The following is a 17,623-nucleotide window of genomic DNA, read 5'->3' as shown; positions in this document are numbered from 1 at the left end:
TATGACCATTTTCTGACACGCCGCGTCCCGCGGTCCCGTCCGGTCCTGACATGCCATTGCCATCGTCCGCGCGTGCGTTGAAGAAGCCTCGTCTTGATGACGAGGTGCGCTTTCTCAGATCTTGGATCGAAAAGCCGCTTCACATGGGCGCGGTGATGCCGTCGGGCAAGCTTCTGGCCCGGACCATGGCCCATTACGTCGATATCGATTCCGACGCTCCGGTGGTCGAGCTCGGGCCCGGCACCGGCGCCATCACCTCGGCTCTGATCGAGCGCGGCATCGACCAGAAGCGCCTCGTCCTTGTCGAGTACAATCCCGGCTTCTGCGCCCTGCTGCGCGACCGCTACCCGCAGGCCAAGGTGGTGCAGGGCGATGCCTATCGCTTGCGCGACACGCTCTGGAATGTCTTGAGCGCGCCGGCCTCCGCGGTCGTCTCCGGCCTGCCGCTTGTCACAAAACCGATGCTGACGCGGCTGCGGCTCATCCGCGACGCCTTCACGGCGCTGGCGCCCGGTGCGCCGTTCATCCAGTTCACGTATGCGGTGGTGCCGCCGATCCCGAAATCGCTGCCCGGCGTGTCCACAGAGGCCTCGGAACGGATCTGGATGAACCTTCCGCCGGCCCGCGTCTGGGTGTATCGCAAGGACTAATTCCGCCGGCTCCTCTTTTTGCGCGGCGGGCTCGTTTCGCCGAACGCATTGGATTGGATGTCAGCTCCCAAGATCCTGGTCATTCCCGGCTCGCTGCGCACCGGCTCGCATAATGCGAAGCTGGCAGCGCTCGCAGCCTATGAATTCGACCAGGCCGGCGTCGACGTCACCAGCATCTCGCTCGCTGATTTTCCGCTGCCGATCTATGACGGCGATCTCCAGGCCAAATCCGGCGTGCCCAAGCACGCTATCAATCTCAAGCGCATGATCGGCGCCCATCACGGCGTGCTGATCGTCACGCCCGAATACAATGCATCGGTGCCGCCGCTACTGAAGAACGCGATCGACTGGGTCAGCCTCGTGCACGATCTGCACGAGGCGCGCGGCGACGTGTTCCGCAACCGCGTCTTCGCGCTCGCCGGCGCCTCGCAGAGCCGGCTGGGCGCGGCCCGTGCGCTGCAGGCGTTGCGGCTGATCCTGACCTCCTGCCACGCCCATGTGATTGCCAGCCAGCTCACGCTTGCCTTTGCCGATCAGGCCTATGACGATATGGACAGGCTGAAGAACGAGGGCGATATCGCCGCGTTGAAGCAGTTGGTGCGGCAGTTGATCGACATTTCCCAACGCATGATGTGAGGTGACATGACGCCAGCCGAGATCGCCCCGAAAGACCGCCTGATCGTCCCGCTCGACCTGTCGAGCCCGGAGGCTGCCGAGGCGATGGTCGCAAAGCTTGGCGACAGCGTCACCTTCTACAAGATCGGCTACCAACTCGCCTATGCCGGCGGCCTGCCGCTGATCGGCAAGCTCGCCGACAAGGGCAAGAAGGTATTTGCCGATCTCAAGATGCACGACATCGGCAACACGGTGATGCGCGGTGTCGAGAGTGTCGCCAAGCTGGGGGCGACTTTCCTTACCGTCCACGCTTATCCGCAGACCATGAAGGCGGCCGTCGAGGGACGTGGCGGCTCGGGCTTGAAGATTCTCGCGGTCACCGTGCTGACCTCCTACGACGACGACGATCTGCACGCGGCCGGATATCGGCTCGGCGTCTCCGAGCTGGTCGAGGCCCGCGCCCAACAGGCGCAGGTGCTCGGTGTCGATGGCCTCGTGTCCTCGCCCGAGGAAGTGGGCGCCCTGCGAAAGATCGTCGGTCACCAGATGAGCCTCGTCACGCCAGGCATCCGCCCCGCGGGCGCGCCGAGTGGCGACCAGAAACGGATCATGACGCCGGGTCGTGCGATCGCCGCAGGTGCCGATTATCTCGTCGTCGGACGTCCGATCCTCGAGGCCGCCGACCCAAGGGCCGCGGCCGACGCCATCCAGGCCGAGATCGCGCAAGCGCTCGGCTGAGCAACAACCAGGGAGAGAAGAACAATGGCAAAAGGCTACTGGATCGGGCGCGTTGATGTGAGCAATGACGAGGGCTACAAGCCCTATGCCGTCGCCAACGGTCCAATCTTCAAGAAATGGGGTGGTCGCTTCGTCGTTCGCGCCGGCAAGTTCACCACTGTCGAAGGCGCCAGCCGCAACCGCAACGTCGTGATCGAATTCCCGGACTACGAGACCGCGCTCGCCTGCTACAACTCGCCGGAATACCAAGCCAACATCAAGGTGCGCCAGCCGCACTCCATCGCCGAGCTCATCATCATCGAGGGCTATGACGGCCCGCAGCCATCGGACGGCTGAGGCACGATCTTTCTTACCCTCCCCTGGAGGGGGAGGGTCGATCGCGCGCAGCGCGAGCGGGGTGGGGTGATCTCTCCGCTCGGGCACGGTTGGTTGCGGAGAGACCGTCACCCCACCCCGTCACGCAATCTCGCTTTGCTCGATCGCGTGCCGACCCTGCCCCTCCAGGGGAGGGTGGGAGCGGGCCTCTGATCCCCCTCGGTTGCCGGAACTGCCTCCCCCCGCTACAACGGCCCCAGAGAGGATCACACCATGTCCGACATGCGCTTGATTGTTGCTGGGGCTGGCGGCCGGATGGGCCGCGCGCTGACGCGGGCGATTGCCGAGAGCAAAGGTGCGGTGCTGGCCGGCGCGCTGGAGGCGCCGGGCTCGGACTTGCTCGGCAAGGATGCCGGCGTGCTCGCAGGCCTGCCGGCCAACGGCATCACGCTCTCCGCCGATCTCTGGGCAATGTCCAAGGATGCTGATGGCATCCTCGATTTCACCGTGCCGGCCGCGACCATCGCCAATGTCGCGATCGCCGCCCAGCGCGGCCTTGTCCATGTCATCGGCACCACCGGGCTGTCGGCCTCCGATAACGCCGTGATCAAGAGCGTGACCAACCGCGCCGTCGTGGTGCAATCCGGCAATATGAGTCTGGGCGTCAACCTGCTTGCCGCCGTGGTCAAGCGCGTCGCCAAGGCGCTGGACCAGAGTTTCGACATCGAGATCGTCGAGACCCATCATCGCATGAAGGTCGACGCGCCCTCGGGCACCGCGCTGATGCTGGGCCAGGCAGCAGCTAGCGGGCGCGGCATTCAGCTCGACGAACACGCCGCGCGCGGCCGCGACGGCATCACCGGCGCGCGCCGGCCCGGCGACATCGGCTTTGCCTCCTTGCGCGGCGGCACCGTGGCCGGCGATCACAGTGTCAGCTTCCTCGGCCAGTTCGAACGCCTGACGCTGTCGCATCACGCCGAGGACCGCATGCTGTTCGCCCATGGCGCGCTCAAGGCGGCGCTATGGGCGCATGGCAGGGCGCCGGGGCACTACTCCATGGCCGACGTGCTCGGCCTGTCCGACATCTGAACAAGAGCATGATCCGGACCCGAAGGGCCGCGTTAGCGCAAAGTGCGAAGCGGTTTTCCGACGAGGTCATGCTCAGAACAATAAACTAGATGGAAAGCAGTTGATGAGCGAACGTCTTCTCGTGCTCGTGCGGCACGGCCAGAGCGAATGGAATCTGAAGAACCTGTTCACGGGGTGGAAGGATCCTGACCTCACCGAGCTCGGCGTGAGCGAGGCCAGGGAAGCCGGCCGCAAGCTGAAGGCGCAGGGCCTCGTGTTCGACGTCGCCTATACCTCGGTCTTGACGCGCGCGCAGCACACGCTCGACCTCATCCTCGGCGAGCTCGGGCAGGAAGGCCTGCCGACCTCGAAGAACCTCGCGCTGAACGAGCGCGACTATGGCGATCTCTCCGGCCTCAACAAGGACGATGCCCGCAAGAAGTGGGGCGAGGAGCAGGTGCATGTCTGGCGCCGCTCTTACGACGTGCCGCCGCCCGGTGGCGAAAGCCTGAAGGATACGCTGGCACGGGCGCTGCCGTACTACGTGCAGGAGATCCTGCCCGGCGTGCTCAACGGCAAGCGCACGCTGGTCGCCGCCCACGGCAACTCCTTGCGCGCGCTCATCATGGTGCTGGAAAAGCTCTCGCCCGAAGGCATCTTGAAGCGCGAGCTGGCGACCGGTGTGCCGATCATCTACCGGCTGAATGCGGATTCGACCGTGGCCTCGAAGCTGGATCTGGCCGGGTAATGACGATCCCGTAGGGTGGGCAAAGGCGCACAGCGCCGTGCCCACCATTCTTCCGCAATCGCTGATGCATGGTGGGCACGCTTCGCTTTGCCCACCCTACGGCAGCTTCGCCGGGACGGCGATCTACTGCACCCCCACCCGCCCGGCCTCCCAGCCCAGCATCGCCTGCTTGCGGGTGATGCCCCAGTGATAGCCGGTGAGCGTGCCGCTCTTGCCGAGGGCGCGGTGGCAGGGCACGACGAACGAGACCGGGTTCTTGCCGACCGCAGCGCCGACGGCGCGCGAGGCCTTCGGGCTGTTGATGTTGCAGGCGATGTCGGAATAGGACACCGCGCGGCCCATCGGGATCTTCAGCAGCGTCTCCCATACCCGCACCTCGAAATCGGTGCCGATCAGGACCACGCGCAGCGGCTGATCCGGCCGCCACAGCTTGGGGTCGAAGATGCGCGCTGCCAGCGGCGCGGTGCCGTCGTGATCTTCCACATAAGTGGCCTTCGGCCAGCGCCGCGTCATGTCGGCAAGCGCGGCCTTCTCCTCACCGTGGTCGGCGAAGGCGAGGCCCGACAGGCCGCGGTCGGTCGCGATCACGATCGCGGTGCCGAACGGCGAGGGATGGAAGCCGTAGCGCAGCGTCAATCCGGCGCCGCCGTTCTTCCATTCGCCGGGCGACATCGCTTCGTGGGTGACGAAGAGATCGTGCAGGCGGCCCGGGCCTGACAGGCCGGAATCGAGCGCCGCATCGAGGATGCTCGCGGAGTCCCTGAGCAGCCCCTTGGCATGGTCGAGGGTGAGCGCCTGCATGAAGGCCTTCGGCGTGATCGAGGCCCAGCGGCGGAACAGATGGTGCAGCTCATCGGGCGTGACGCCGGCCGCATCGGCCATCGCCTCGATGGTCGGCTGCGCGCGCCAGTTTTCCGAGATGAACGCGATCGCCCGGCGCACGGAATCATAGTCGCGCAGCGCGGCGTTCTGGGGGCCCGGCTTGGCCAGGCGCTGGTCATGTATGGCGAGTGTCATCATGACCGGAAATGTAGGAGGGGGAAGGGTGCGAAACCACCCGATTTCTGATCTGGAATCAGGTGATCGGATTGTAGGTCGGGCCGCGCTTGGCGGCGTTCAGCGCCTCTATCAAGCCTTTGTAAAAGCTCGACTTTTCGTCCGGTCCCAGGAAGCGGGCGATCTGGATCTGGTGACCGCGCGAGATCAGATAGAGATGCTCGATGCCAAAATCCTCGTCGATCTCCATGTCGAGCCGGACCCAGAGCGGATTGAACGTCCATTCGACGACCTGGCCGCGATCACTGATGCGGCGCACCCGCAATTCGGAAGGGGTGATCACGATCTCCTCGCTGGCCCGTGCCGCGCGGAAATTGGCCTTGAAGGCCCACCAGATCACGAGAACGTCGAGCCCGAAGAAGCCCAATACCGGCCAGGCCCCCATCATCAGGAAGGCAAGGCCCGTGACGAAGCTGACGACGCTCAGGAACAGCATCACGGCGAGGAAGCCGGTGCGGTTCAGCGAGCGGTGTGGCGTCAGCAGCGCGGAGAAGATCTGCACTTCGCGCTGATCTTCAGAGCCCTTGCGCTCAATTTCGTTGCCTGTGCTCATCGTCCCTCAGTATATCCCGATCATGGCGAAAATCACCCGCAAGCCGGCTCCGCGCAAAGCGGCCGTGCCGAAGAAGAAGGCAAAACCGGCCGCGGCAAAGCCGAAACCGCCCGCGAAAAGGTCGCGCAAAGCCGCAAAACCCTGGACGCCCGCCGAAATTCACGAGGCCTTCAGCCGTTTCCGCAAGGCCAATCCGGAGCCGAAGGGCGAGCTTGAGCACATCAATCCGTTCACGCTGCTGGTCGCCGTGGTGCTGTCGGCGCAGGCGACCGACGCCGGCGTCAACAAGGCGACGCGCGCATTGTTCGAGGTGGCCGACACCCCGCAGAAGATGCTCGACCTCGGCGAGGAGCGCCTGCGCGAATACATCAAGAGCATCGGCCTCTATCGCACCAAGGCAAAGAACGTCATTGCGCTATCGGCAAAAGTGCTCAGCGAGTTCGGCGGCGAGGTGCCGCGCACGCGCGCCGGGATCGAGTCGCTGCCCGGCGCCGGACGCAAGACTGCGAACGTCGTGCTCAACATGGCCTTTGGCGAGCACACCATGGCGGTCGACACGCATGTCTTCCGCGTTGGCAACCGTACCGGGCTTGCGCCGGGCAAGACACCGCTCGAGGTCGAGCTCGGTCTCGAAAAGGTGATCCCGGCCGAGTTCATGCGGCACGCCCATCACTGGCTGATCCTGCACGGCCGCTACACCTGCCTCGCGCGCAAGCCGCGCTGCGAGGTCTGCCTGATCAACGATCTCTGCCGGTGGCCGGAGAAGACAGTCTGAGGCAGTGCCGCGTCGGGCACGTCACCGCATCTGTCGCGCCGGCTCGATCAGCTCGGGCCGCGAGCCGGACAGGCGCTTGTGCATATGGACCATGAAGGCCATGCCGAAGATCGGCGTTGCCAGATTCACGATCGGAATCGAGACGAAGGCGGCGATGAACAGGCCGGCGGTGAAGATGATCGCGGCGTTGTCGCGCCGCATTGCCTTCGCTTCCTCTGGCGGGCGGAAGCGCATGGCCGCGAGCTCGAAATATTCCCGGCCGAGCAGCCAGGCGGCGGCGAGGAAGAAGATCAGGAAGCCGGCACCGGCGAATAGCACCAGCGGCAGAGCGGCGAGATAGACCAGGATCGTCAGCAATGCGGTCTTGACCCCCTCGAGGATTGCCTGGCTGAACGGCAGCGCGACACCGGGCCGCTCGGCGGGATAATGCTCACGCTCGACGATGTCGGCGACGTCGTCGACGAACAGGCTCGCCACCAACGAGGTGATCGCGGGCATCAGGAAAATGCCGCCGAACACGACGCCGAGGCCGGCCGCGATCGAGACGATCCACGAGAGGACCTCGAGCGATGAGTGCCAGCCCGGCCCAAGCAGACCCTCCAGCCAGACCTCACCAGAGGTCGCAAACCAGCTGAGAAGCCGCTGCAGGCCGATCGCCAGCACGGTGATCAGCACCAGCGCCAGCCCGATCGATCGCCACAAGATCGAGCGCATCGGCGGCGAGATCATTTGCGACAACGCCTTCACGGCGGCATCCAGCATGGGGCACCCTCTCCCGAAACCACCCGCGAGAGGTAGACACCCGATGCGGCTTCGGCAAGGGCGGGCGGCTCCGCCGCCATCGGCTGCGAACGCGGCGCGAATTCTTGCTTACCCTCCCCTGGAGGGGGAGGGTCGGCACGTGATCGAGCGAAGCGAGATTGCGTGACGGGGTGGGGTGATCTCTCCACTCGGGCACTGTTCGTTGCGGAGAGACCGTCACCCCACCCCGCTCGCGCTGCGCGCGATCGACCCTCCCCCTCCAGGGGAGGGTAAGAGCCGCTACGCTCTCCTAGAGTAGCCTACTCATGCCGATGACCGTGCCCGTGCTTCCGCGCCTTCACGTGCTTGCCCTCGCCGGTCGGGATCATCACCACGCGGCCGTAGCGCACGCCGCGTTCGGCGATGATGTGATCGGCGAAATGCTTGACCTCGGAGGCCGCGCCGCGCAGCGCGGTCATCTCCATGCAATTGTTGTCGTCGAGATGGACGTGCAGGGTCGCGAGCGCGAGGTCGTGATGGCCGTGGAATTCCTGTACCAGGCGTTTTGAGAGATCGCGCGCGGCGTGGTCGTAGACATAGACGAGGCCGGCGACGCAGGGGCCGGTCTGCGCCGTGTCCTCGGTGCTCTGTTGCAGGCCGGCGCGTGCGAGATCGCGGATGATCTCGCTGCGGTTCTGGTAGCCGCGTGCTTCCGCCGCCGCGTCGATCTCTGCCAGCAGATCATCCTCGATCGTGATCGTAATTCGCTGCATCAGATGCTCTCCGTGCGTGCCGCGGGATGACGCTGGCTCATTCGTGTGTAGCCCGGATGGAGCGAAGCGCAATCCGGGACAATCTCTATGCAGACAGAACCCGGATTTCGCTTCGCTCCATCCAGGCTACGCACACCTTACCTCGCTCCGCGAGCGAGGCGAGAGGGTGCGCCATCCTCACAGTCGCGTCGCGCGCAAGCGCAACGCGTTGCCGACCACGCTCACCGAGGACAGCGCCATCGCCGCCGCGGCGATGATCGGCGACAGCAGCACGCCGAAGGCCGGATAGAGGATACCGGCCGCGATCGGGATGCCGGCGGCGTTGTAGATGAAGGCGAAGAACAGGTTTTGGCGGATATTGCTCATCGTCGCCTGCGACAGTCTTCGCGCCCGCACGATGCCGACGAGATCGCCCTTGAGCAGCGTCACGCCGGCGCTCTCCATCGCCACATCGGTGCCCGTGCCCATGGCGATGCCGACTTCGGCCGCCGCCAGCGCCGGCGCGTCGTTGACGCCGTCGCCGGCCATTGCGACGCTGCGGCCGGCCTTTTGCAGCTTGGTCACCACCGCGCTCTTCTGGTCCGGCAACACCTCGGCCTCGACATCGGCGATGCCGAGCCGGCGCGCCACCGCTTGTGCCGTCGTGCGGTTGTCGCCGGTCAGCATGATGACTTTGATGCCTTCGGCCGCAAGGGCCTTCAGCGCCTCCGGGGTCGAGGCCTTGACCGGATCGGCGATCGCGAACAGGCCGGCAAGCCGGCCGTCCACGGCCATGTTGATCACGGTCGCGCCGTCGTCGCGCAGCCGCTCGGCTTCGGCATCGAGCGCCTTGGTGTCGATGCCGATCGACGTCAGATATCTGGCATTGCCGAGCACGATGGTCTTGCCGTCGACCTTGCCGGTCGCGCCCTTGCCGGTCGGCGAGTCAAAATGCTCGACTTGGCCAAGAGTGAGCTGCTTCTCTTTTGCCGCGCCCACGATCGCGTCGGCCAGGGGATGCTCGCTGGCACGCTCGACGCTGGCGGCGAGGCGAAGGACATCATCCTCAGCAAAGCCGGCAGCTGGCACGATCGCCACCACCTTGGGCTTGCCCTCGGTCAGCGTGCCGGTCTTGTCGACCACCAGCGTGTTGATCTTCTCCATCCGCTCCAGCGCTTCGGCGTTCTTGATCAGCACGCCGGCTTGCGCGCCGCGACCGACGCCGACCATGATCGACATCGGGGTCGCAAGTCCGAGCGCACAGGGGCAGGCGATGATCAGCACGCTGACCGCAGCGACGAGGCCGAAAGCGAGCCGCGGCTCCGGCCCGAACCACGACCAGGCCGCAAAGGCGGCGAGAGCAACGACGATCACCGTCGGCACGAACCAGCCGGCGACCTGATCGGCCAGCCGCTGGATCGGCGCGCGCGAGCGCTGCGCGTCGGCGACCATCTGCACGATCTGCGACAGCAGCGTCTCGCGTCCCACCTTGTCGGCGCGCATGATGAAGCTGCCGGACTGGTTGAGCGTGCCGGCGATCACCTTGGCTCCGCTCTCCTTGGTGACCGGCATCGATTCGCCCGTGACCAGCGATTCATCGAGCGAGGAACGGCCTTCGAGGATCACGCCGTCGACCGGCACCTTCTCGCCGGGACGAACGCGCAAGCGGTCGCCGGCATGCAGCGTATCGATCTCGACCTCATGCTCGCTGCCATCGGCATCGACGCGGCGCGCGGTCTTCGGCGCGAGCTGGAGCAGCGCCTTGATCGCGCCCGAGGTCGCATCGCGGGCGCGCAGCTCCAGCACCTGGCCGAGCAGAACCAGCACGGTGATGACGGCAGCCGCCTCGAAATAGACGGCGACCGCCCCCTCGTGGCCACGGAAGGTGTCAGGGAACATCTGCGGCGCGACGGTGCCGATGATGCTGTAGACATAGGCGACGCCGGTGCCCATCGCGATCAGCGTGAACATGTTGAGGTTGCGCGTTGCCAGCGACTGCCAGCCGCGGACGAAGAACGGCCAGCCGGCCCACAGCACCACGGGCGTGGCGAAGACGAGCTGGATCCAGTTCGACAATGTCTGGTCCATCCAGTTGTGCGGGCCTGCAAGATGGCCGCCCATCTCCAGCACCACGGCCGGCAGCGCCAGCGCGCCGCCGATCCAGAACCGCCGCGTCATGTCGGCAAGCTCCGGATTGGGCCCGGTCTCGAGGCTCGCGACTTCCGGCTCCAGCGCCATGCCGCAGATCGGGCAGGTGCCGGGGCCGACCTGGCGGATCTCGGGGTGCATCGGGCAGGTGTAGATCGTGCCCGCGGGCATCTCGGGCTCGGGCGCCCCGTCCTTGGCGAGGTACTTGGCGGGGTCGGCGGCGAATTTGGTGCGGCAGCCGGCCGAGCAGAAATGGAAAGTCTCGCCATGATGTGTGAGGTGGTGCTTCGACGTCGCGGGATCGACCGTCATGCCGCAGACGGGATCGAGAACCTTCGTCGCGGCATCGCCATGGTCATGCGTGTGATGATGGGCGTGGCCGGCCTGATCGCCGTGTCCGCCGCAGCAGGAGGACGCCGGATCGGCCGCTGCAGGCGTGGCCTTGGCGGAGCAACCACACCCCGAATGTCCATCTGTGGCGTCGTGATGATGCTTGTCTTCGCTGCTGTTCATTTCCATGCTCCGGCCTTGCAACCTATACCCGGTAGGGGTATATAGGCCGCATGCGCAAGGACATCAAGGCATCTGTCGGAAAACGTCTCGGCCGGATCGAGGGCCAGGTTCGCGGCCTCTCGAAAATGGTAGAGGAAGACCGCTACTGCATCGACATCGTCACGCAGATCTCGGCGGTGCGCGCCGCGCTGCGCCGGGTCGAGGAGGAGATCCTGAAGGATCACGTCGCCCATTGCGTCGAGCACGCCATCGCCAGCGGCGACAAGGCCGATCAGCGCGAGAAGATCGCGGAGCTGATGGCGGTGATCGGACGGGCGGAGCGGTAGGCTCTCACCGTCATTGCGAGGAGCCCTTGCGACGAAGCAATCCAGACTGTCGACGCGGCGGCAGTCTGGATTGCTTCGCTGCGCTCGCAATGACTGTGGAGAGGGACGCGAGATAACTCCTCTTGCGTCGTCCTGGCGAAAGCCAGGACCCATACCGCGGAATCTATCGATTGCGCTCGGTAGGCGTACCGAACGAGGAGTCTTCGCCAAACTGCTCCCTGGGGTAATGGGTCCCGGCCTTCGCCGGGACGACAGTGGAGCTACGCCGCCCTCTCTCTTGCCCGGCCTCGCCGTCGCGGGCGGTACATCGCCAGCCTCTTCAGCAGCGGCACATGGCCGGCGATCTCGGCAGGTTGCTTGCTCACTTCCTCAACCGAAATCTCAGCCGGCGTCTCTTGGTCAATCGCTTCAGGAACGAGCGGCGGCGCACGGAGCGTTTCTGGAAACACACTGAATGTGCCCGCCACCTCCTCGAGCGGCTTCTGCTTGTCGGCCCAGTGCAAGGCCGTGTAGTCGAAGCCGTGCACGATGGTGGGTTTGACTACTTCGAAATAGGGCGAGATGTCGAAGTCGCGGGGCATGTAGAGCGAGGAATCGCGGATGTGCAGGATCTCGCGGCGAGCGGCGCGGCTGCCGGCCTTGGTGATCTTCGGCAGGATCGGGTAGCGCACCGCGTCGAACGCCTGCGCGATCAGCGCCGAGCAGATGATCTTGGTCGGATCGCCCGATCCCAGCGCGATCATGCGCCGCCGCCAGCGCTGTGGCACCGGCAGCGGGAACAGGAAGCGCATGAGGTCGACGATGTTCTTGGTGTCGTAGCCGAAGCCGATGCGGTTGATCGCATAGCGGCAGACGGTTGTGCGGTCCTCATAGGACAGTCCGACCGGGCGGCAGACGCGGGTGTGATAGGGGAAATATTTCGACAAAGGCGCCGAGGTGACGCCCTCGCCGATATTGGCCTCGATCAGCACATGCGGCTCGCCGTCCGCCTCTTCCGCGCCCTCGATCGGACCGACATAGAGCGCAGCATGCGACCAGGTCGACTGCGTCAGGTATTTGATAATGCCGGAGATGCGGTTGTTGCCCTCGACCAGCAGCACGTCGCCGGGCTCGATGACGCCGCGCAGGTGCTCCGGGTCGCTCGGCGTGAACGGCTCGTAGCCCGGCACCTCCTTCGAGAGGTACGCGGCAATCAGCTTGCCGACTGAGTCCAGGACCGTCCCCATTTCGAACTCCCCCCACGGCCTTTTCCGGCCGTCTTTTTCCCTTCTCTATCATGGTCGAAACGTGTTGCAATTCGGTTCATCACTCTGTGAGATCAAGCACGATTGATTCACCATGATGGTTGCTGCGCAACATCAGATACGGCAAGGTTCGCGGGCTGTTCCCGTTTGCCGCAAGTCCCCGGAAACCATGACATGACAATCACGCGCCGCGGTTTCCTTTCGGCGTCGGCGGCCCTTGCCGCGATGCCGGTGCTGCGAGCAACCGCCGCGACCCCGCCGCGGGAGGCTGATATCGTCGTGATCGGCGCGGGGGTTGCGGGAATTGCCGCAGCGCGGCGCATCATGGCCGCCAACCGCAAGGTTGTGGTGGTGGAAGCGGCGGCCCAGATCGGCGGCCGTTGCATCACGGACAGCACGACTTTCGGCACGCCGTTCGACCGCGGCGCGCGCTGGATGCACAATCCCGAGACCAATCCGATGATCCGGCTGGCGCGCAGCGCCGGGCTCGACGTGCTGCCGGCCCCGTCAGGTCAGAAGATGCGCATCGGCCGCCGCAATGCGCGCGCCGGCGAGACCGAGGAGTTCCTGGCCGCGCTGGTCCGCGCCAACCGCGCCATCGACGACGCCGCGCGCGGCAAGCTGGATACTTCCTGTGCCTCCGTGCTGCCGAAGGATCTCGGCGACTGGGCCGGCGCGGCCGAGTTCATGCTGGGCGCGGGCTTTGCGGGCAAGGATCTGAAGGAGCTTTCGGCGATCGACAAGACCCGCGCGCAGGACCGCAATGGCGCGATCGCCTGCCGCCAGGGTCTGGGGACGCTGATCGCGAAACTCGGCGAGCAGGCGCCGGTGGCGCTGTCGACGCCGGCGAGCCGGATCGTCTGGAGCAATCGCGACGTCGGCGTGGAGACCCCGAGCGGCAAGATCGCCGCCCGCGCCGCCATCATCACGGTCTCGACCAACGTGCTGACCTCAGGCGCGATCAAGTTCGCGCCCGACATTCCGAAGCGCACGTTAGACGCGGCATCGAAGCTCACCCTCGGCAGCTATGATCACATCGTGCTGCAACTGCCGGGCAATCCGCTCGGACTGTCGCGCGACGACATCCTCATCGAGCAGAGCAACTCGACGCGCACGGCCCGCATGTTCGCCAATATCGGCGGCTCCTCGCTGTGCTCGGTCGACGTGGGCGGCTCGTTCGGCCGCGATCTCGCCGAGCAGGGCGAGAAGGCGATGACGGCTTTCGCGAAGGAGTGGATCACCAAACTGTTCGGCAGCGAGGCTGCGGCCGCTGTGCAGAAGAGCAGCGCGACGCGCTGGAATGCCTCGCCCTATGTCATGGGCGCGATGTCGGCGGCCTCGCCCGGCGGCCAGCTCTCGCGAAGGGTTTTGGCGGAGCCGATCGGCAACCTGTTCCTCGCCGGCGAAGCCACGCATGACACGCTGTGGGGTACGGTCGACGGCGCCTGGGAAAGCGGCGAACGCGCCGCGGAGGCCGCGCTGCGCAAGATCGGCGCGCTCAAGGACGAGCCCGCGGACGTGCCGACACAGTCGACGAAGAAGCGTAGGGCGAGGCCGCCGCGGAATTGATTCAGTCGTCGTCCTGGACAAGCGCAGCTCTTGGCAACGCGTAGCGTTGTCCAGGGCGGAGCACAGATCCAGGACCCATTACCCCAGGGAGGGGTGTGGCGACGGCTGGTGGTCACCAACCCGGGCTAAAAATGCTGACCGGGGTAATGGGTCCTGGCTTTCGCCAGGACGACGCGAGGATGGTTCAGCGCAACACCCCATCCAGCACCGGCAGCCCCGCAATCACCGCCAGCGCGATCAGCGCGTAGCAAATGCCGCGAAACACCCTCTCGCTGGCGCGGCCAAACAAGGAGGCGCCGAACGCGACGCCGAGCGCGTAAACCGGGCCGACGATCATCGAAAGCACGAGCGACTCGCGCGAGATCAGGCCCGTCGTCGCGTAACTGACCATCGAGAAGAAATCCGACGCGCCGAAGAACAGCACGATGTTGGCGCGCGCGACGATCGGCGCGATCGGGCGCCCGAGCCAATAGCCGACGATCGGCGGGCCGCCGGTCTGCGCCAGCCCGCTACAGAAGCCGGAGAGGCCGCCGATGCCGACCGAGAGCCAGGCGTGGTCCTTGCCGTGATAGCGCCAGCCCGACAGCAGCAGGAGCAGCAGCGCGGCAACGAAGCAGGAGATGATCCAGCGCGTGGTGACGGGCTCGAGCACGCTGAGGAAATAGGTGCCAAGGGGCACGCCGATCAGCGCGCCCAACACGATCACGGCAGTGGCCCTGCGGTCCGCCTTGCGCCAGGCATCGCGCAAGAGGGGCGCGGCCGCGACGAAATCGATCACGAGCAGCAGTGCAGCCACGAGCCGCGGCGCAGCGATGCTGCTCGCCAGCGGCATGAAGATCAGCGCCGCGCCGAAGCCGGAGAAGCCGCGGGCGGTGCCCGAAACGAAAGCGACGGCGCAGAGCGCCATCGCAATGGTGAGGCTGACGTCCTTGGGAAGAAAGTCGGTGAGACTCATCCCCGCAAGGTGCCACCGGTCTTCTTCGTGACCTCGGCAACGACCTTCGCGGCCACAGCCTCAATCTCCTGGTCGGTCAGCGTCTTCTCGCGCGGCTGGATGGTCACCGCGATCGCGATCGACTTCCTGCCGTCGTCGATGCCCTTGCCCTCGTAGACGTCGAAGACGTTCACGCCGGTGATCAGCTTCTTGTCGACGCCTTGCGCGGCGCGCACGATGTCGCCGGCCTTAACGGTACGATCGACGATGAAGGCGAAGTCGCGCGAGACCGGCTGGAACGCCGACAGCTCGATCACAGGCTTGGCACGGGTCGGCTTCTTCTTCGCCTCGGGGATGCGGTCGAGAATCACCTCGAACACCATCAACGGGCCGTCGGCGCCGAGCGCCTCGAGCGCGCGCGGGTGCATCTCGCCGAAATGGCCAAGCACGTTCTGCGGGCCGATCTGGATCGTGCCCGAGCGTCCCGGATGCAGCCAGCCGGGACCACCGGCGACGATCTGAAGCGCCTGCATCGGCGCGCCCGCAGCGGCGAGCACCGCCAGCGCGTCCGCCTTGGCATCGAACACGTCAGCCTGCGCCGAACCGGACCAGTGCCGTCCCAGACCTTCCGAAGAAGCAACGCCGCGGCGCACGCCGCTCGCCGCCATGAACTGATCCTGCGGGCGGTCGCCCCTGAACAGCTGCCCGACCTCGAACAGTGCGACATCGCCAAAGCCGCGATCGGCATTGGCCTGCGCCGCGGCGATCAGGCCCGCCAAAAGGGTCGGGCGCATGTCGGACAGGTCCGACGCGATCGGGTTGGCGACTTCGAGCTCGCGCTGACCGCCGCCGAACAATTTTGCCGCAGGTTTTGCGATGAACGACCAGGTCACCGACTCGACCATGCCGCGGCTTGCCAGCGCGCGCCGCGCGCGGCGGGTGCGGAGCTGAAGCGGTGTCAGCACCGGCTTGCGCGCGTCCTCGCCGCGCTCGAACGGCGTTTCCGGCACCTTGTCGACGCCGAAGATGCGGACAATCTCCTCGACGATGTCGGCCTTGCCGTGCACGTCGGTGCGCCAGGAGGGAACTGCGACCTTCACCACCGGGCCCGGGCCCGCCATCATGAAACCGAGATGGGTCAGGATGCGCTTCATCTCTGCTTGCGGCACTTCGATGCCGGAGAGACGCTTGACCTCGGTGACCGGGAAATCGATTACGCGGTCGTCGCCGAAGGCTTTGCCGACCACCACGGTCTCCGACGGCGTGCCGCCGCACATCTCCATCACCAGCTTGGTCGCGAGCTCGAGCCCCGGCACCATGAAGGCCGGATCGACGCCGCGCTCGAAGCGGTAGCGCGCATCCGAATTGATGCCGAGCTTGCGGCCGGTCTGGGCGATGTTGATTTCGTTCCACAGCGCCGATTCGATCAGCACGTCGGTGGTGTTCTCGTCGCAGCCGGAAGCTTCGCCACCCATGATGCCGGCGAGCGATTCGACGCCGTGCTCGTCCGCGATCACGCAGATCGCGGGATCGAGATTGTAGGTGCGGCCGTCGAGCGCGAGCAGCGTCTCGCCCTCGCGGGCGCGGCGCACGACGAGGTTGCCCTTCACCTTCTTGGCGTCGAACACGTGCAGTGGCCGCGCGCGATCGAAGGTCATGAAATTGGTGATGTCGACCAGCGCGTTGATCGGGCGCAGCCCGATCGCGGTCAGCCGCTTCTGCAGCCATTCCGGCGATGGCCCGTTCTTGACGCCGCGCACGAGGCGCAGCGCGAAGCCCGGGCACAGCGTGGCGTCTTCGACCGTCACTTTCACGGGGCAGGGGAATTCACCCTTGATCGGCTTGATCGTGGGGTCCTTGAACTTGCCCATGTCGGCGGCGGCAAGGTCGCGCGCGATGCCGTGCACGCCGGTGCAGTCCTGCCGGTTCGGCGTCAGGTTGATCTCGACCACGGGATCGCCGAGCCCGGCCCATTCGGCATAGCCGGCGCCGATCGGGGCGCCCGCGGGCAATTCCATGATGCCATCATGGTCGTTGGAGATCTGCAGCTCGGCCGCCGAACACAGCATGCCGCGGCTCTCGACGCCGCGAATGGTGCCGACACCGAGCGTGATGTCCTTGCCGGGAATGTAGGTGCCGGGCGGCGAGAACACGCTGACGAGTCCTGCCCGCGCATTCGGCGCGCCGCACACGACCTGCACCGGCGCGCCGCCGTCACCGGTGTCGACCATGCAGACGCGCAGGCGATCCGCATTCGGATGCTGCTCAGCCGAGATCACCTTCGCAATGGTGAAGGGCTTGAGTGCCTTCGCCTTGTCCTCGATGTTCTCGACCTCGAGCCCGATCATGGTGAGCTTATCGGCGAGCTTGTCGAGCGGCTCGTCGGTCTCGAGATGATCCTTCAGCCAGGAGAGAGTGAATTTCATGGCTGTTTTTTCTCCGCAGGGACGGTCTGCTCCCTCTCCCGCTTGCGGGGGAGGGCTGGGGTGGGGGCTCTCTCCGCAACGGTAGCTGCGATTGTTTCGAGAACGCCGGCACGATTGGTCATGACATCGAGATTGCTGAAGCGAAGCACTTTGAAGCCCTTGGCTTCGATCAGAGCTGAGCGACGCGCATCGGCGCGCTCGCCTTCGTCCGAGAAGTGTTGGCCGCCGTCGAGCTCGATGACGAGCTTCGCTGAATGGCAAATGAAATCGGCGATATAGTTCTCGATCGGCACTTGGCGGCGAAAGCTGGCGCCATTCAGCTGGTTGCCGCGCAGCTCCGACCAGAGGATTCGCTCTGCATCGGTCGAGTTGCGCCTGAGCGCGCGCGCATTGGCGCGCAGTCTGGGTGACACTTTCCAGTCCGGATGCTTGGGATCAACCATCGGCAGCCC

General features: G+C 65.8%; 18 protein-coding genes. 9 read left to right on the top strand and 9 right to left on the bottom strand.

Annotated elements, in window-relative coordinates; genetic code table 11:
• The first annotated feature begins 50 nt into the window (after window positions 1–50).
• From BLV07_RS08425 to BLV07_RS08400, 6 genes are all read left to right on the top strand, one after another.
• Complete coding sequence (locus tag BLV07_RS08425; protein WP_091882486.1) at window positions 51–650, top strand: class I SAM-dependent methyltransferase; 600 nt, start codon at window positions 51–53, stop codon at window positions 648–650.
• Between the two features lie 57 nt (window positions 651–707).
• Entirely contained in the window at window positions 708–1,286 is a 579-nt protein-coding gene (locus tag BLV07_RS08420; protein ID WP_091883027.1) for an NADPH-dependent FMN reductase, read from the top strand.
• 6 nt (window positions 1,287–1,292) lie between these two features.
• Entirely contained in the window at window positions 1,293–2,003 is a 711-nt protein-coding gene (gene pyrF, locus BLV07_RS08415; RefSeq protein ID WP_091882483.1) for an orotidine-5'-phosphate decarboxylase, read from the top strand.
• Window positions 2,004–2,027: 24 nt separating this feature from the next.
• A complete protein-coding gene (locus tag BLV07_RS08410; RefSeq protein ID WP_091882479.1) occupies window positions 2,028–2,339 on the top strand; it encodes a DUF1330 domain-containing protein in 312 nt (103 codons plus the stop codon).
• Between the two features lie 252 nt (window positions 2,340–2,591).
• The gene (gene dapB, locus BLV07_RS08405; protein WP_091882476.1) at window positions 2,592–3,407 is read left to right on the top strand and encodes a 4-hydroxy-tetrahydrodipicolinate reductase; all 816 of its coding nucleotides are present in this window, start codon (window positions 2,592–2,594) and stop codon (window positions 3,405–3,407) included.
• A 103-nt stretch (window positions 3,408–3,510) separates the two neighbouring features.
• Window positions 3,511–4,134, top strand: coding sequence for a 2,3-bisphosphoglycerate-dependent phosphoglycerate mutase (locus BLV07_RS08400; protein ID WP_091882473.1), 624 nt, complete (start codon window positions 3,511–3,513; stop codon window positions 4,132–4,134).
• A gap of 123 nt (window positions 4,135–4,257) precedes the next feature.
• Here the strand turns inward: BLV07_RS08400 and BLV07_RS08395 are convergent, their stop codons facing one another.
• Both BLV07_RS08395 and BLV07_RS08390 read right to left on the bottom strand, forming a co-directional pair.
• Complete coding sequence (locus BLV07_RS08395; RefSeq protein WP_091882470.1) at window positions 4,258–5,154, bottom strand: methylated-DNA--[protein]-cysteine S-methyltransferase; 897 nt, start codon at window positions 5,152–5,154, stop codon at window positions 4,258–4,260.
• A 55-nt stretch (window positions 5,155–5,209) separates the two neighbouring features.
• A complete protein-coding gene (locus BLV07_RS08390) occupies window positions 5,210–5,743 on the bottom strand; it encodes a DUF2244 domain-containing protein (RefSeq protein WP_091882466.1) in 534 nt (177 codons plus the stop codon).
• Window positions 5,744–5,765: 22 nt separating this feature from the next.
• On the opposite strand from BLV07_RS08390, the gene nth reads away from it, so the two are divergent.
• Window positions 5,766–6,518 (top strand): endonuclease III, encoded by a 753-nt coding sequence (gene nth / locus BLV07_RS08385; RefSeq protein ID WP_176945413.1) that lies wholly within the window; start codon window positions 5,766–5,768, stop codon window positions 6,516–6,518.
• 21 nt (window positions 6,519–6,539) lie between these two features.
• Here nth and BLV07_RS08380 read toward each other — a convergent pair whose 3' ends face one another.
• From BLV07_RS08380 to BLV07_RS08370, 3 genes are all read right to left on the bottom strand, one after another.
• Window positions 6,540–7,280 carry a sulfate transporter family protein gene (locus tag BLV07_RS08380; protein WP_091882459.1) on the bottom strand — a complete coding sequence of 247 codons (741 nt, stop codon included), beginning with the start codon at window positions 7,278–7,280 and terminating at the stop codon, window positions 6,540–6,542.
• A 299-nt stretch (window positions 7,281–7,579) separates the two neighbouring features.
• Window positions 7,580–8,032, bottom strand: coding sequence for a nickel-responsive transcriptional regulator NikR (gene nikR / locus BLV07_RS08375; protein WP_091882456.1), 453 nt, complete (start codon window positions 8,030–8,032; stop codon window positions 7,580–7,582).
• A gap of 177 nt (window positions 8,033–8,209) precedes the next feature.
• Entirely contained in the window at window positions 8,210–10,672 is a 2,463-nt protein-coding gene (locus BLV07_RS08370) for a heavy metal translocating P-type ATPase (RefSeq protein WP_176945412.1), read from the bottom strand.
• 50 nt (window positions 10,673–10,722) lie between these two features.
• On the opposite strand from BLV07_RS08370, the gene BLV07_RS08365 reads away from it, so the two are divergent.
• Entirely contained in the window at window positions 10,723–10,998 is a 276-nt protein-coding gene (locus BLV07_RS08365; protein ID WP_024338640.1) for a metal-sensitive transcriptional regulator, read from the top strand.
• A 260-nt stretch (window positions 10,999–11,258) separates the two neighbouring features.
• Here the strand turns inward: BLV07_RS08365 and BLV07_RS08355 are convergent, their stop codons facing one another.
• A complete protein-coding gene (locus tag BLV07_RS08355; protein WP_091882445.1) occupies window positions 11,259–12,224 on the bottom strand; it encodes a YiiX/YebB-like N1pC/P60 family cysteine hydrolase in 966 nt (321 codons plus the stop codon).
• A gap of 192 nt (window positions 12,225–12,416) precedes the next feature.
• On the opposite strand from BLV07_RS08355, the gene BLV07_RS08350 reads away from it, so the two are divergent.
• Window positions 12,417–13,811 (top strand): flavin monoamine oxidase family protein, encoded by a 1,395-nt coding sequence (locus BLV07_RS08350; protein ID WP_091882441.1) that lies wholly within the window; start codon window positions 12,417–12,419, stop codon window positions 13,809–13,811.
• A 184-nt stretch (window positions 13,812–13,995) separates the two neighbouring features.
• Here the strand turns inward: BLV07_RS08350 and BLV07_RS08345 are convergent, their stop codons facing one another.
• From BLV07_RS08345 to BLV07_RS08335, 3 genes are read right to left on the bottom strand one after another with little or no spacing between them, the layout of a single operon-like run.
• A complete protein-coding gene (locus BLV07_RS08345; RefSeq protein WP_091882438.1) occupies window positions 13,996–14,766 on the bottom strand; it encodes a sulfite exporter TauE/SafE family protein in 771 nt (256 codons plus the stop codon).
• The gene (pheT, locus tag BLV07_RS08340) at window positions 14,763–17,171 is read right to left on the bottom strand and encodes a phenylalanine--tRNA ligase subunit beta (RefSeq protein WP_091882435.1); all 2,409 of its coding nucleotides are present in this window, start codon (window positions 17,169–17,171) and stop codon (window positions 14,763–14,765) included. The genes BLV07_RS08345 and pheT overlap by 4 nt, the downstream gene beginning before the upstream one ends.
• On the bottom strand, window positions 17,168–17,614 hold the full coding sequence (locus tag BLV07_RS08335) for an endonuclease domain-containing protein (RefSeq protein WP_244551020.1): 447 nt from the start codon (window positions 17,612–17,614) through the stop codon (window positions 17,168–17,170). Before BLV07_RS08335 ends, pheT begins: the two co-directional genes overlap by 4 nt.
• Window positions 17,615–17,623 lie beyond the last annotated feature (9 nt).

This window comes from Bradyrhizobium sp. Rc2d (genome assembly GCF_900099855.1).
Lineage (GTDB): Bacteria > Pseudomonadota > Alphaproteobacteria > Rhizobiales > Xanthobacteraceae > Bradyrhizobium.
The sequence above is the reverse complement of the archived record's forward strand: the minus strand, read 5'-3'. Positions and strand labels throughout refer to the sequence as shown.

Bases quoted from the DNA above. Each gene is read 5' to 3' on its own strand.
- BLV07_RS08425 (WP_091882486.1), top strand. From the start codon at position 51: ATGCCATTGCCATCGTCCGCGCGTGCGTTGAAGAAGCCTCGTCTTGAT.
- BLV07_RS08420 (WP_091883027.1), top strand. From the start codon at position 708: ATGTCAGCTCCCAAGATCCTGGTCATTCCCGGCTCGCTGCGCACCGGC.
- pyrF (WP_091882483.1), top strand. From the start codon at position 1,293: ATGACGCCAGCCGAGATCGCCCCGAAAGACCGCCTGATCGTCCCGCTC.
- BLV07_RS08410 (WP_091882479.1), top strand. From the start codon at position 2,028: ATGGCAAAAGGCTACTGGATCGGGCGCGTTGATGTGAGCAATGACGAG.
- dapB (WP_091882476.1), top strand. From the start codon at position 2,592: ATGTCCGACATGCGCTTGATTGTTGCTGGGGCTGGCGGCCGGATGGGC.
- BLV07_RS08400 (WP_091882473.1), top strand. From the start codon at position 3,511: ATGAGCGAACGTCTTCTCGTGCTCGTGCGGCACGGCCAGAGCGAATGG.
- BLV07_RS08395 (WP_091882470.1), bottom strand. From the start codon at position 5,154: ATGATGACACTCGCCATACATGACCAGCGCCTGGCCAAGCCGGGCCCC.
- BLV07_RS08390 (WP_091882466.1), bottom strand. From the start codon at position 5,743: ATGAGCACAGGCAACGAAATTGAGCGCAAGGGCTCTGAAGATCAGCGC.
- nth (WP_176945413.1), top strand. From the start codon at position 5,766: ATGGCGAAAATCACCCGCAAGCCGGCTCCGCGCAAAGCGGCCGTGCCG.
- BLV07_RS08380 (WP_091882459.1), bottom strand. From the start codon at position 7,280: ATGCTGGATGCCGCCGTGAAGGCGTTGTCGCAAATGATCTCGCCGCCG.
- nikR (WP_091882456.1), bottom strand. From the start codon at position 8,032: ATGCAGCGAATTACGATCACGATCGAGGATGATCTGCTGGCAGAGATC.
- BLV07_RS08370 (WP_176945412.1), bottom strand. From the start codon at position 10,672: ATGAACAGCAGCGAAGACAAGCATCATCACGACGCCACAGATGGACAT.
- BLV07_RS08365 (WP_024338640.1), top strand. From the start codon at position 10,723: ATGCGCAAGGACATCAAGGCATCTGTCGGAAAACGTCTCGGCCGGATC.
- BLV07_RS08355 (WP_091882445.1), bottom strand. From the start codon at position 12,224: ATGGGGACGGTCCTGGACTCAGTCGGCAAGCTGATTGCCGCGTACCTC.
- BLV07_RS08350 (WP_091882441.1), top strand. From the start codon at position 12,417: ATGACAATCACGCGCCGCGGTTTCCTTTCGGCGTCGGCGGCCCTTGCC.
- BLV07_RS08345 (WP_091882438.1), bottom strand. From the start codon at position 14,766: ATGAGTCTCACCGACTTTCTTCCCAAGGACGTCAGCCTCACCATTGCG.
- pheT (WP_091882435.1), bottom strand. From the start codon at position 17,171: ATGAAATTCACTCTCTCCTGGCTGAAGGATCATCTCGAGACCGACGAG.
- BLV07_RS08335 (WP_244551020.1), bottom strand. From the start codon at position 17,614: ATGGTTGATCCCAAGCATCCGGACTGGAAAGTGTCACCCAGACTGCGC.